The following is a 14,521-nucleotide window of genomic DNA, read 5'->3' as shown; positions in this document are numbered from 1 at the left end:
GCTATTTTGATACACCTTTTTCCGTTACTTCTTATTTTCTTTATTTCTTACGGGCACGAGCTGCCGCCTCTTTAGCCTTCAGAGCTTCCCGACGGGCTTTCTCTTTGGCTTTGAGTTTTTCCTGATAATCTTTTTCCTTTTGTTTGCGCTCTTTTTCTTTCTTCTTCTGATTTTCCTTATAATCGCGCTCCTTCTGCTTACGCAGTTCTTCACGGGCTTTCAGCTTGGCTTTGCGATCGGCTTCTGCTTGTTTCAGCTTGTTCTTACGATCTTGTTCCAGTTGCTTTTCGCGTTCTGCTTTTGCTTTCAGAAGAGCTTTTTCTTCTTCCTGCTGCTTTTTCAGTTCGTCGGCACGTTCTTTAGCTTTTTGTTCCTGCAATTCTTTTTCAGCTTTCTGTTGTGCTTCAAACTCTTTGCGGGCGACTTCCTTACGAGCGGCTTCCTCCTCGGCTTCACGCTTACGGATAGCTTCGATCTCTTTTAATGTGAGCTCTTTCTCTTCCGGAGCCTGAACGACAGGCACAGTGTCCTGTGGCGTTACGGTGGTTACCGTTTCCGGAATAACCGGCTGCACGGTGAGGGTATCGCCAGGCAAGACAGGAACAGGGACAGTTACAATACTGTCGGGAGCTGCAACTTCCGGAATAACCGTATCCTTGGCAGCAGGCTGCACTGCAGGTTTTTCGGCTTCTGCCGGAGCTTCTTCCCGACGGGCCGGTTCTTCTTCTGTTATCACAGCCGGGGTTTCCTCTTCCGGATCTACTTCTTCCGGCTGTTGTTCCTCTTCTGCTTCCTCCATACGATTTTTCCAACGGGCTGCTAATTCAGGAACTTCCTCTCCGTAGTTTTCATCGAAGAAGTCGATGTATTCTTCCAGCGTCTTTCCGCGCATCAATGTCTCGTAGTTATCATCGGAGATCGGGAGGATAGCTACGTTCTTGTCCAGTGCCTGGGCATAACCGTCTTTACCATATATCATCTTATAATACTGGAGTATTTCATTGATGCCGTTAAATCCGCTGATATTGAGCATCGACATCGGACCTGCCTCTTCGAAGGTCAGGTCGAACTCCTTCACCATAAAGTTGGCAAAGTTGTAAGCGGCTACGGCAAACAGCAGCTGGTTCTTATCCACGCTTCCGCTCGGATACATCAGGATCATGCGATACGAGGTATTCGGTTCGGCAGTGAACGTACGTGCCGAGTCGGCAGCCGACAACGAGCCGTCTTCACCCAGACCGAAACGCAGGTTCCAGGCCATACCGGTCACACTACCCTGCATCAGCGTACGACCGCGGAGGATACCTTTCAGCATCTCACCGGCAAGCTCCGTTACATCGGCTGTCGGATATTTCTCGACAAGGGCTTTCAGGGCTGCCTTAAAGCCTTCGGCGTCTCCGGCCTGTACATAAGTCAATGCTTCCAGGAACATAAACTTAGGCATAAGCGTTGCCAACGGGTATTTACTCGTTACTTCCCGATAGTTTTTACGCACGGCACTGGTGTCGCTCGCCAGATAGCTGTTATACGTCTGCTGGTAGATAGAATCCTGTACGGAGTCCATCATACGGATATTATATTCGTAATTCGGATCGGAGATGGCAATGGTGTAATCCTCATCCGGGAAGGCATTTGTCATCTTCGTTTTATATTCGGCAGCCAATGCGGTATTACCTGTACGGAGTGCCATCAGGTAAACCTGGTAATAGCTTTCCAGACGGTGCGAGTTATCCGGGAAACGGCGTTCCAGTTCCTCGAAGGCTTCTATCGATAACGGCAGATCTTCCAGTTTGTCTTTATAAATCATAGCCATATTATAGAGGCCGTCTTCTATAATAATATTGGAAGCGGCTACTTCTTCTTCGGTGAACGGCAACTGTTGTATATAATACTCACGCGACTTAGGATCGTCGGCTGCAACACTGGGCAGACCGGCTTCCAGAGAGTCAGTTGAGAGAGGCTGACCGTCTGCACCTACTGCCTGCGAGTCTGCATCCGCCATTCCCTCTTCCAGAGGTTCTTCATTGAAAGTCGACATTTCCTTCTTACGGCGACGCCAGTTATCTTCCAGAGCACGTCGTCCCCATTTACGCTGGAACTGCGCTTTACCTTGTGAAACGGTAGAAGGATTATAGAAATAGAAAGTGGCTCCGCCCGATGTAGTCGGCAGTACGATACCACCCGTCTCTGTTCCGGGGCGGTCGATACCTGAACCTTTAGCAGCCTGGTCAGCCAGGTAGGCTTCCTTCTCGGCCAGGGCTTTGGCTTCTTCCTCCTCCTTCTTGACCTGTTCGATGATCTTGTCGATCACCGCCAGCCGCTCCGGTTCGGGCATCTTAGCCAGTGTTTGCAAGCTATCCTGCAAATGCACGGCTTCTACGTGCACGACCAACTCGTCGAGAACGGCCGATAGTTTCGATACACGTTTGAAGTCTTTATATTCTTTCTGGATACCCGACAGGGCTCCGCTAAAGCAAGGCTGCGCCTTTACGTAATCGCGTTGCGTAAAATAAATATCACCCAGTTTGATCTGGCAAATTGCTTTCTCCAGGCCGTTCTGTGTACTCTTTTCGATACCCAGTTCGTAGTTCTTGATGGCATTTACGGTATCTTCACGGTTCAGATAGATATTTCCCAAGGCATAATATACCTGATCCAGATAGTCTTTATTCTTATCGCTCTTCGCCATACGACCAAGCATCTTGACCACCTTCTGGTAGTTGCCACCGGTAAATACTTCAGTCTGACGGATACGGGCTGCGAACTCCAGTTCGTAAGGAGGGTTAGCTCTGGCTACTTCGCTGAACATCTTATAAGCCATTCCATCCTGATCCTGTGCGGCATAGATCTGTCCCAACAGGTATTTCATACGGGTACGCTGGCGTTTATTCTTTTCAGACTTAATAGCAGACTTGAAATAAGGAATCGCATCGTCGAACTGCTTGTTCTTCACCAGGTAATCGGCATATACGGAAGCATACTGTTTCAGGTTCTTCTTGGGTATCCCGTTCGTATTGAGTTTACCCAGGATATCTTCGGCTTCGTAGAACCAATCCATTTCCGAATAGCAGCGAGCCTGCCACAGACGGGCTTCGGCTACCATTTCTTCATCCTGCGCATAATGGCGGGCGATATAGGAAAATGTAGCGGAAGCCTGGAGGAAATCGGCATTATAGAATTGTCCCTGTCCGATCAGCAACCAGCATTTCTTCAGGAAAGGATTGTATTCCTCCTGCTCCTGGAGAGCTCGTTGTTTGGGGTCGTTCCGCCAGCCGGGTTTCTTAGCGGGTTTTGCTTTGATGGAATGTAGTTTGATCGCTTTGTTACCTTTCTCGATGGCACGGTCGAAAGGTCCTCCGGTCTCCTTCTTATCCTTCGGCTGCGCGCTGATCGGATACATGTGGATTTGCTCGGAGTAGCTTTCTTTATAACCGGTCTGCATGGAAAGCAAGGCCTCGTCGAAAGAGGTTTTCCCGTTATAATAGATATTGTATCTGGAGTTGAAAGCATGGTAGAACCTGCTTGCTTTGGTGTTTTTCTTCGTGCTGCACGACCAAAACAAGAGTACTGCAAACAGTGCAATTATATAGTAAAAACCTTTCTTCACGTAATATGTGTGCTCTTTATCATATAATAAACTAAGAACAACCTGTTTTATTGCCTTTTCGTAAAGAATAATACGCCTTTCACAAGCAGAAAGACCAGTACCAGCACCAGGATGATAAATGCTCCCGAAGGTACATTCAGGAAATAGGAAAGCACCAGCCCGACTACACAACTCAGAAATCCCAGGCCGATACTACCCAGGATGATCTTTTTGAAGTCGGATGTAAACAGGTTCACGGTAATCTGAGGCAAAGTGAGCAAACTCATTAACAGCATAATACCGACCAAACGGATAGAAAGCACGATAGTCAGTGCAATGAAGAACATCATCATATACTCGATCCACTTCACATGGATATGTTGCGTTTTGGCAAAGTCGCTGTCGAAAGCCACGTATACGATTTCCCGGAGATACAGGGCAAAAACGGCGATCAGAACAACAGCCAGCGCTGCTATCCAGATAATATCGGACAGGGAGATCGTCAGGATATTACCGAACAGGTAGGCGGAAAGGTTCGGCGAATAGCCGGGCGTAAGGAAAATAAAGATCACTCCCAAAGCCATACCCAGCGCCCAGACACCGGCAATGGCCGAGTCTTCGCGGACATTCTGTGTCTTGCTGGCCCACTCTACCCCGAAAGCGGAAAGGACGGAAAAGACCATCGCCATCAGGATCGGGTTCGTTCCCAGATAGAAACCGAGTCCCAACCCTCCGAAGGAAGCATGGGTTATACCGCCGCTGATAAATACCAGACGGCGCGCGACAACATATGTCCCGACAATACCGCAGGTGATGGCGGTAAGCAGGCTACCGATTAGTGCATGTTGAAAAAAAGTATATTGTAGTAAATCCATATTTATCTTATCGGATGTTCATATTTATGTCAGATGTGAAGGTAGCTACCTTTAGGTGGTCGAGGTAGCTATCTTTAGATGCCCGAGGTAGCTACCTTGTGCGCCGTTCAGAATACACCTAATGTATCCGCCGTTCTCCAACGATCAGGAACGCTTCATCTTTCAGCGCATCCGGCAGGTTTACGGCACGAAGCTGAAGGCTGCGGAGCCATCCGGCCACTTCTTCCGACTGCAAGGTGTAGAGCACTTCGCGAAATTCGTTGACGGCCTCTTCGTCATATTCGTCGCCTTCCAGTCCCCGGAAACGATCCAGTTCCTCATCGTCGTAATATTCGATTTTTTTACTTACGGCAGCCAGCAGGCTGTCGCGTTCGCAGGTTTCATGCTGGCCGCAACACTCTTCCGGTATTTCACGGGCTTCGGGGATCTCGCTGATCTCCCCGCGTTCCAGCATCTTCTGCAATTTCTTATTCCTGAAATAACCGGCTACGGCAGCAATTACCCCCAGCACGATTACACCTATGATGATATACCACATATTAAACCTCCTTCACAGTAAAACCAGCCCCTCTGAGATTGTCCCAGAAAGTGGGATAACTCTTTGTCACTACGCCCGGATCAGCTATTCTGATTCCCTGCGGCAGAATGAGAGCGGCAGGGGCGAAAGCCATCGCCATCCGGTGATCTTCGTAAGTGGCGATAACCGGATCGACTTCCGGTTCGCACCGCTCTCCGTTCCATTCGAGGATACTGTCGTTGCTGTCGGTCAACAGATAGCCGAGCTTGCGAAGTTCTGTTTTCAGCGCCTCGATACGGTCGGTCTCTTTTATCTTCAGCGATTGCAGTCCGGTGAAGCGGAAGGGGATATTTAGTAACACGCAGACAACGACAAATGTTTGCGCCAGATCGGGTTCGTTTACGAAATTATAGATAAGTTTCTTTGCCACATTCCCGTTATGTTTCAACTGCACGCCACGGTCGGTGAAGGTGGTGCCGACTCCTAGTTGGGCGAATAGTTTTGCTCCGGCAGCATCTCCTTGCAGACTGTTTTTAAATAGTCCGAGCAATTCTATTTCGGCCGTTTTCGACAAAGCCATCATTGCATACCAGTAAGAGGCGGCGCTCCAATCCGACTCGACTGTGAAATGAACCGGTTTATATTCCTGGGGAAGTATCCGGATCATTTGTCCGCTCCAGGTAGCTTTCACACCGAACTGTTCCATCAACTGCAAGGTCAGGTTGATATAAGGACGGGAAATGATATTGCCTTCCAGATTCAGCGTCAGGCCGTTCTCCATCAACGGAGCGATCATCAGCAAAGCGGATATATATTGCGAACTGACACCTCCGGCCAACGAAATCTCACCTCCCTGCAAAGCACTTCCGAAAATACGCAAAGGCGGATAACCTTCCTTTTCGATATATTCGATACGGGCACCGAGCGAGTTGAGCGCATCGACCAGCAGTTTGATAGGGCGGTTCTTCATCCGCTCTGTCCCGGTAATAGTCCATTCGCCGATCACTTTGGAAAGGAAAGCGGTCAGGAAACGCATAGCTGTTCCGGCCGCTTTAATATCGAAATCGCAACTGTTGGAGTTGAGCGCCCGGACCATCACTTCCGTATCGTCGCAGTCGGAAAGATTCTGTATGTCATACGGACTATAGCTCAGGGCATTCAATATCAATGCACGGTTACTGATGCTCTTGGAAGCAGGGAGTTGTACGGAAGCCCGGAGTACCTCTTCCGGGCTTTTTATCAGATATTTCATTGCTTTTGTCTGTTCATTAAAATGAGAAGACAAAAGTACGGAAATTATTCCGATTTCTATTCATTCAATTTCCAAACACAGGTTACTCTTATTCCTAACTATTTCAAGCGAACGGAATAGATCAAAGGAATTCCTATAGCCTTTTCAACATTAATTCGTAACTGCTGTGCTTCCAACGGTTCTTTCAGGTCAATCTCACCAAAACCATATCCCATAAAGCTTTGAATAGATTCATCGGATAAGGCATCCCCTTTATAGACCTGTTGCCATTGTCCTTCCTTCATTACCTCCACAGAGAATTGTTTGATGTTATTGTTTCCTTCGATGATGGATATCTGTTTGAATCGGGACGGTTTTTCCAATGTGATACTTAGCCAACCTGTCGTATCGCCGCACATCCATGAAGTAGAGACATCGCTATCCACGGCATAAGCAGCACCATAATGCAAAGTGTCCGATTTATGTACGCTACTTGCTTCCGCACAGGCAAACGATGTCAGCGACCGCGGTCTCTGCAAAGTTTTCGGGAAAGGCTTGCCGTTATCGATAGAGAGCACACGGGCCAGTTCGTTGATACGCTTTACTGCTTCGGGATTCAGGTCGCCATTACGATCTGGGGGAATATTCAGTAAAAGACAGTTATCGTTTATCGTCGATACATAGAATATTTCTTCCAGCTCGTCCAGGTCACGCACTGTCGTATCGGCATCGTCGGCAAACCAGTTACCCAACACAGAGATCGTTTGCGTACATTCGTAAGGCAGATAATATTCCTTTCCTCCATAAGTATATATTTTCGGATCATCCGCAACAGGCAGATAAGGGTCCCACAATCGAAAATCGGACGGAAAATAGACGATCGTATCCCCTTCCCGCATATCGACAGGGCGTTTACCCAATGTCCAGTTTGTGGAGATCTGACAATCGGGCTGCATCGATTTTACATAGTCGTAGACTTCGGGCAGGTACCACTCTTCCACTTGACGATCCCATGCGCCGTCAAACCAGAGTTCGTGAACTTCACCATAATTCGTCATCAACTCCTGAAGCTGATTCTTCATAAAGTCGATATATTTATGTTTATCTGCTTCTTTATAAGAAGGTTCATAGCGATCCCACAACGAATAATAAACAGAGAAAGCAATGCCATACTTGTGACAGGCATCGGATACAGCTTTTACAATATCGACCTTATGGTTGATAGCCGGATTGGCAATGTCATGATCCGTATACCGGCTATCCCAGAGGCAAAAGCCTTCGTGATGCTTGGTAGTCAGTACAATGGAACGCATACCAGCTTCTTTGGCAACCCGCACCCAGTCGGCAGCCTTTTCTCCAATATCGGCAGGGGGAGTGAATTTTGCGGCAGGATCGGTACCGTCACTCCACTGTTTACCCAGATAGGTATTCATTCCATAATGCAGGAACAGACCATACTTGCGGTCGATCATAGCCTGCTGTCCCTTCGTAGGCTGCGGCTTTCCGGATTCCGGAGCAGAGCAGGCGAAGGACAGGACTAATAAGCAAAGTGCGTAAACTATATATTTCATCTATTAAACTCTTTTACCGCATCAAACATAGCAATAATATTAGCAGGCGAAACATCCGGCAGGATATTATGTACGGTGTTAAAAACGAAGCCACCGCCGGCCGACATAATTTCCAGCCGTTGCAGTACCTGTTCGCGTACCTGTTCAGGCGTACCGTTATTCAGTGTGCCGACAGTTTCCACGCCTCCTCCCCAGAAGGTACAATCCTGTCCGAATTCCTTCTTCAGAAACTCCGGCTCCATATTCAAGGCATTCGTCTGAACCGGATTGAAAACTTCGATACCGGCCTCGATCATATCGGGCATTAACGCAGAAATGGAACCGCAGGAATGGATAAAAGTATGCATCTTGCTATGTGACTTGACGTAATCGCATAGCTGTTTATGGCGGGGCTTGAACAGCGTCTTATAGGTATCGACATCCATGAAAGGACCGGTAGTCATTCCCAGGTCATCCCCGAAACGGATGATATCGACGATATCGCCCACAGAAGAGCAAACCTTCTCGAGTGTTGCCAGGTGACGTTTCAACAATTCGTCCAACACCCGTTCTACCTGATCGGGATCGCAAAGCAAGTCCATCAGGAAATTATCCATCCGGCGCAGGAAGGTACCCCATTCGAACAGGTTGCAGCCGCAGACGATCATCAACGCCTTATCGGTTGTTTCCCGCAGATGGAGGGCATTCTTTCTCAGCTGTTCCCAGAAGCCGGAGTCGGAAGCATGATCCCAGGGGCTATGTACGTAACGCGACCAGAGGACACGTCCCATTTCCTCGTCCAACCCCTCGTAATTATCCGGGTAACCGTCCACATAAGGAAAGTAAGACTGGTCGAAGAAAGTAGCTCCTTTCGGCATCATAGCCAGGAGACGTTTCCCGTCCGTATCGTAGCAATGATACGATCCGTTAGGCTGAAGAACAGGATTGAACCAGACGGGATACAAGGCTTTATCTCCATTTGCCAGCAGGGTTTCCTGCCAGTCGGAAGGCTGCACGTTGAAGGTACGCCCAATGTCGAGCACATCGATACCGAACTGGTCGACGAGAGACATATCCGGCTGTGCCAGTTGCTGTACGACATCGTAGATTTGTACGGGAAGTTCAGTTCGTCCCAGATGTTTCAGCAGGTTTGAATAGGCAATAGCAGAAATACCCGAGCTGGGAGTTGCTCCCATATCGACCGGGACACGGTCGGGTTGTTTATGTGCGATAGCTGATAAGACACGTTCTCTTGAAGTCATTGATATATTATTTATTTGTTTGTTATTCTATTCTTTATTCACCCCCGCTCATTCCGATAATGAAGGAGGCAACGATCAGTACGACCAACCCGGCATACATCCAACCTTTTGTCTTCAGGTCGGTTGCTTTCCATTCTCCCCGGCATAATCCCCAAAGGGTAGCAAAAACGATAGTCAGCGACATGAGTATCCCCCAGGCCGTGAACGAAAATTCACCCATGCGGCTTTTCCCCATACCGTAGAAGATAAAGTTTACGAACCACAGGAAACCAGCCAGTCCGCAATACAGATAGTTCTTTGAAACAGCAATCTCTTTTGTCCCCGCAAATGCTTTCAGGTTGTTGTTCTTTCCGGCAAGGAACAGGCACCAAAGCGCAGTTGCCACAAAAGAACCGCCGAACATCAACAGAAAAACGGGTAAGGTTTGGAACAGCGGATCGATGCCGGACGCCACCAATGAAGAGGATATGCCGCTTCCCTGTTCTATTCCCAGGGCTTGCGAAGCACCGGTGATGCCGACAAAGAAGACCAATATCAGTCCTTTACCGAAGTTCAACTCCGAATTGGCTTCCGGCCCGGCTCCTTTGTCTTTCCTGTAACCGGCATATCCGCTAAACGCGATACCGACAGCCGCGATCAGTAGCCCGGCAATCAACATCGTCCCACCGGATTGTTGTAGCATAACCGCCAACCGCCCGTCGATAGCCGGGGGAATGATCGTCCCTAATATCATCATCAATCCCAGAGAGAGCGAGAAGCCGAGCGACAATCCCAGATAACGCAAAGACAGTCCGAAAGTAAGATTACAGATACCATAGACAATACCCAACAGGAATATCCAGGCCAATGTACCCGCCGGCACACCGGATAAGACATCCATAAAACCGGGACAAAACACCCCGCAGGCAATTGCCGGAACCAGCACATAAGCAAACAAACTATAAATCAGCCAATAGTTTTCCCATGCCCAGCCCCGGGTCTTCCCGAACGGGATGGAAAAACTTCCGGAGGAGAATGCACCGACGGCAATCAACCCGATTCCTAAAAACAATTCAATGGTCATATTCTTAATGGGTTTTACGTTTTATTTTTCTGTACACACAAGTTGCACTATTGCATATTTGACAGCCATAGGGACGCTTCTTTACAGCATCGCCTATTCCGATTATCCCGCTCACCGACTTGATCGGTTGCATCAGGCAGGATTCATTGAGGGTTATACCTGTAGGATGATCGCCTATATAGGCAAAGAGTTCACGCTGCCCGGACAAGGGCCACTCGCAATAGCCGGGGCTATACCGGTTAGTGATCTTCTTCCCTTGTCCTGCCATTTCCTCTTCCAGACGTTGTTGTACCTTATCCATTGCATTCTCTACCGTAGCAGACCCGATCGACTCGACAACAAAGGCTTCCAGGAAATCGCCGTTCTGTTGGTAGGCTTGGGACAAATCCGTAAAAGCGGCACCGGCCGTACAGATGAACAGGGCTACTTCGGAAGCACCGGCCATATAACCGCTGATTCTCCGGCCGGGTTGCAGTGTGACATCCCCGTAATCCAGTATCCGGTATCCTCCTATGATCTCGCGGGTGTCTTTTAAGGCTGCAAAGGTGGACTCCACGATCCCGGCTACCAGCGGGTAACTGTCGTTATCCGGTATCTGAAGATAATCCATCAGCACCTTTTCATCCGGCCTGACCTCATCGAAAGTAAATGTATAAGAACGGAACATGATTATACAGCGTTAAAATCAGCAATAGCCCGATAAAAGGCTTTGATATTTAGATCCGGAACAAACGGCGGCATATCGCATCCGGAAGAGATAACAAAGTTTTTGTACTGTGCTGTCTTTGCCAGGAGATCGGCTGTGATACGGTATACCTCCTCCGGCGTCGCCTGCTTCAGGATACCTACCGGGTCGATGTTACCCATCACGATGAGGTTTGACGGACATTGTTCCAGTGTCTCCACCATATTCACCGCATTGCCGAAATGCAGTGCTGCCGCACCCGATTCGATCATTGCCTGTGTACAATGGCCCTTATTCCCGCAATTATGCAGGATAACGGCGAAGTTATCATCCTGTACGGCTTCTACGATCCGTTTGACATAGACGGTCGAGTATTCCTGGCAATCTTCGTTTGAGAGCAGCCCTGCAGCAGGTTCCGCCATGATAACTCCTGTTGCACCGATCGCTTTCAGTTCCTTACAATAAAGGATAATATATTCGGTACATTTATCGAGCAGTGTTTTGATCACATCCGGTTCTATATAGATCCCAACCATGATCTCAGACATGTCGTATAACCTGCCTGCCAGGGAAAACGGGCCGATACAACCGGACAACACGACTTTATCCTTTATATTCTCAACCGCCAGAAGGTTTGCTTTCAGATATTCAGGCATTCGTCCTGCAGACAGAGAAGGAACCTGCAAACGATTTACCGACTCTTCATCATATACTAGCCGTCCTGTAACACTGGGAACTTCATGCTCCGGCATACTGATCGTACAACCGAATGCCTCAGCCTCGACCGTCAGATCCATAATAACAGTACATGCTGTCGTATCATACGTCTCCGTCACATTCTTTATGGCCCGGTAATGAACCTCTCCGTCCGTTACGGCATCAATCACATTCTTTCCGATCGCTTCAATACCGGGATGCGTCATAATAGGGATCGCTATCCGCTTATCACTATTCAGTAGCTGTTGGATAAAACTATTCATACGCGTTCAAGCTACGATTGAGTCCAACCAGTTAATATTATCCTGCGGATCGCGGGCATAGGCGTCGGCACCGATCTTTTGAGCAAAATCTGCATTTAGAGGTGCTCCTCCTACGATCACTTTTGTGTCGGGGTGTTTCTCACGGATACTGGCGATCATGGGTTGCATATTACTCATGGTTGTTGTCAGCAATGCTGACATTCCACAGATAGCTCCCGGATGCTGATTCAAAGTATCGATATACTTTTCCGCCGGCACATCCGTTCCCAGATCTATCACTTCCCAGCCTGCGCCTTCCACCATCATTCCTGTCAGGTTCTTACCGATGTCATGTAAGTCTCCCATCACGGTTCCGATCACGAAAACGCCTTTGCGTTTTATCTCGCCACTCTGAAAGTAGGGTTTCAGATGCTTCATGGCACTGTTCATTGCCTTGGCCGACAGTAACATCTGCGGTACGAATATCTTTCCTTCGGTAAATTTATTGCCTACCCGGTTCATAGCCGGGATCAGTGCCTCACTCAGGATAGACTGGGGAGAGAGACCGTTCTCCAAAGCCTCGCGGGTCAGTTCATCAGCACCGGGCTGTCCTTTCATTGTCGGTGGATAGGGAGATGTCAGATTGATCTTGCCGAATTCCACGCATTCGCCAAGTTTACTAATAATGTCATTCATGTTCTATAATATTTAAAGCCTGTTTATTCAAGATAGAAAAGAATATATTCAATCCGTATGGAATACTTCTTCCATCGCCGCCCACCATTCTCCGGGAGCACGATTTTCTACTGCCTGCTGACAAGGATCGGTCAGCTTCCACCATTCCTGCGTAGCCGGGTCTGCCGCCATCCTCTGCATGTCTTTTTCGTAGTCATCACCGATATATTCATAATAACTGTACAATATCCCGTCTTTATAAAAGATCGAGTAGTTACGGATATTACACTCCCTGATCATCGCTAACACGTCCGGCCATACAGCTGCATGCAACTTTTTATATTCTTCCAGCTTTTCCGGCTTTACACCGATAAGACTCCCATAACGTTTCATATTTCTTACTATATTAGATTAAGTATCACAAAGATAGAAGATAGGATACACAGGGAGTTTTCAATATTCGTGGTTATTTTGACTGTTTCCGGCATTTCCCGGATTGATACCGATAAAAAACAAAAAGCCCCTGACGGGATAATCCCATCAGAGGCTTCTATTATCTGTGAATAATCAATATCCGGGGTTCTGTACTAATGAGCCTTTCGACAAATCTATTTCAGTCAGAGGAAGTGCCCATAAGTAATTTTTGTTGGGATCAAACTTACGTTGTTCCACCAAAACCTTTTTCCCGTCGAAAGTCATGCCGTAAGCCGGTTTATTTACACAAGCTTCCGTTGTTCTCCAGCTACGGGTTTCAAACAAGTGAATACCTTCAAACGTAAACTCGACACGACGTTCGCGGCGAATGGCTTCGCGCATCTGGTCTTTTGTCAGATTAGCAGGTAAGGGAGGAAGTTCCACGCTCGGACGTTGACGAATCATGTTGACAGCTTCATACACGGAAGCATCCGGCCCGTTCAATTCATTCTGAGCTTCTGCATAGATCAGTAAAACTTCCGCATAACGGAACAGGATATAATTGATCCAGCCCGGATATTCGTTTCCTACATTTTTAGGATTAATATATTTACGCATCGTATATCCGGTACGGGTGGCATTTCCATTACCCATCGTTCCTTCGGTGCTATAGATCTGTCCTCCGAATTCGCAACCATGCCACAGGATAGAATAAGCCAGACGGGGATCGCGATTCTCAAACGGTTTTTCAGGGTTGTAAAGCTTAGATTCCCCGATAGATTTTCCATCCGTACATTCGTATGCATCGATAAGATCCTGTGTCGGTGATAAAGCTTCCCAACCTCCCATCATCAGCGGAGAGAAGAATTGATCGATCCAGCTGCCGGTATAATCATAATCCAACGCATTCTCCATATACTGATGATCGAATATCACTTCGCTGTTATTCTCATGTTCGGCAGAGAACAGATCGCCGTAATTACCATACAGGCTGTATACTCCCAGACTCATCACTTCTTTAGCTGCGCTGGCGGCTACATCGTATTTCTTCATCAGATAACTGATATGAGCTTTCAATGCTAATGCAGCACCTTTGTTGGCACGTCCCAGTTCCGTGTTATCGGAGCGGGTCAGCGGCAACTTCTGCGCTGCCTTATCGCATTCTTCTACAATAAACTTATAAACTTCTTCTTCCGTATTACGTGAAGGGATCGTTTCATTCAACTCCAGAGCACGGGTCAGAATAGGGATACCGCCATAGAATTTCAGCAAAGTAGCATGGAAGTAAGCACGCAGGAATTCAATCTCACCGATAAGAATCGTTTTCTCATTCTCCTTCATATCTACCTTGGCTATATTATCGAGGAAGATATTACAGCGGCGGATTCCGCGGTAAGCATCCTGCCAGACCTGCTTAAAGTGAGGATTTGAAGCCGTAGCCGTACAGGAAGAAATGTCTCCCTGCTCTGCATGGATATGTACAGGAATGGCATTGTCGGTATAACAGTCGAGCATGACCATATGGTTGCCCGACTGGACAAGATAACGATAGGTAGCTGCAGAATATTTCACAGCATCTTCTTTTACCATCCAAAAAGACTCGTCAGATAACTGGTCTGTCGGGATCTTATCCAGAAACCCGTCGTTGCAACCGGTTCCGAATAACGAGATAAGCGATATAAATAAATATTTCAGTTTCATAAT

At 47.8% G+C, this 14,521-nt stretch carries 12 protein-coding genes; all 12 read right to left on the bottom strand.

Features of this window, described 5'->3' with window-relative positions:
* Window positions 1-40: 40 nt before the first annotated feature.
* Window positions 41-3,607, bottom strand: coding sequence for a tetratricopeptide repeat protein (locus tag QZ076_RS02640; protein WP_293710086.1), 3,567 nt, complete (start codon window positions 3,605-3,607; stop codon window positions 41-43).
* A 47-nt stretch (window positions 3,608-3,654) separates the two neighbouring features.
* Window positions 3,655-4,461: a metal ABC transporter permease gene (locus QZ076_RS02635; RefSeq protein WP_293710084.1), complete on the bottom strand. Its 807-nt coding sequence runs from the start codon at window positions 4,459-4,461 to the stop codon at window positions 3,655-3,657.
* A gap of 118 nt (window positions 4,462-4,579) precedes the next feature.
* A complete protein-coding gene (locus tag QZ076_RS02630; RefSeq protein WP_293710082.1) occupies window positions 4,580-4,999 on the bottom strand; it encodes a phospholipase in 420 nt (139 codons plus the stop codon).
* A gap of 1 nt (window position 5,000) precedes the next feature.
* A complete protein-coding gene (locus tag QZ076_RS02625) occupies window positions 5,001-6,230 on the bottom strand; it encodes a 3-phosphoshikimate 1-carboxyvinyltransferase (protein ID WP_293710080.1) in 1,230 nt (409 codons plus the stop codon).
* 98 nt (window positions 6,231-6,328) lie between these two features.
* The gene (locus tag QZ076_RS02620) at window positions 6,329-7,780 is read right to left on the bottom strand and encodes an alpha-L-fucosidase (protein WP_293710078.1); all 1,452 of its coding nucleotides are present in this window, start codon (window positions 7,778-7,780) and stop codon (window positions 6,329-6,331) included.
* Window positions 7,777-9,021 carry a uroporphyrinogen decarboxylase family protein gene (locus tag QZ076_RS02615; RefSeq protein ID WP_293710076.1) on the bottom strand — a complete coding sequence of 415 codons (1,245 nt, stop codon included), beginning with the start codon at window positions 9,019-9,021 and terminating at the stop codon, window positions 7,777-7,779. Before QZ076_RS02615 ends, QZ076_RS02620 begins: the two co-directional genes overlap by 4 nt.
* 34 nt (window positions 9,022-9,055) lie before the next feature.
* Window positions 9,056-10,084, bottom strand: coding sequence for an L-rhamnose/proton symporter RhaT (locus QZ076_RS02610; RefSeq protein WP_293710075.1), 1,029 nt, complete (start codon window positions 10,082-10,084; stop codon window positions 9,056-9,058).
* Window positions 10,085-10,088: 4 nt separating this feature from the next.
* Window positions 10,089-10,751 (bottom strand): vitamin B12 dependent-methionine synthase activation domain-containing protein, encoded by a 663-nt coding sequence (locus tag QZ076_RS02605; protein ID WP_293710073.1) that lies wholly within the window; start codon window positions 10,749-10,751, stop codon window positions 10,089-10,091.
* A gap of 2 nt (window positions 10,752-10,753) precedes the next feature.
* The gene (locus tag QZ076_RS02600) at window positions 10,754-11,749 is read right to left on the bottom strand and encodes a uroporphyrinogen decarboxylase family protein (protein WP_293710071.1); all 996 of its coding nucleotides are present in this window, start codon (window positions 11,747-11,749) and stop codon (window positions 10,754-10,756) included.
* 6 nt (window positions 11,750-11,755) lie between these two features.
* Window positions 11,756-12,424, bottom strand: a complete 669-nt coding sequence (locus QZ076_RS02595; protein ID WP_293710069.1) for a corrinoid protein — start codon at window positions 12,422-12,424, stop codon at window positions 11,756-11,758.
* A gap of 48 nt (window positions 12,425-12,472) precedes the next feature.
* Window positions 12,473-12,796, bottom strand: coding sequence for an L-rhamnose mutarotase (locus QZ076_RS02590; RefSeq protein WP_293710067.1), 324 nt, complete (start codon window positions 12,794-12,796; stop codon window positions 12,473-12,475).
* Between the two features lie 174 nt (window positions 12,797-12,970).
* Window positions 12,971-14,518 (bottom strand): RagB/SusD family nutrient uptake outer membrane protein, encoded by a 1,548-nt coding sequence (locus tag QZ076_RS02585; protein WP_293710065.1) that lies wholly within the window; start codon window positions 14,516-14,518, stop codon window positions 12,971-12,973.
* Window positions 14,519-14,521: the final 3 nt, after the last annotated feature.

Origin of the sequence: uncultured Parabacteroides sp., from assembly GCF_905196875.1 — a bacterium.
Lineage (GTDB): Bacteria > Bacteroidota > Bacteroidia > Bacteroidales > Tannerellaceae > Parabacteroides.
This window is presented reverse-complemented; position numbering and strand designations above follow the sequence as displayed.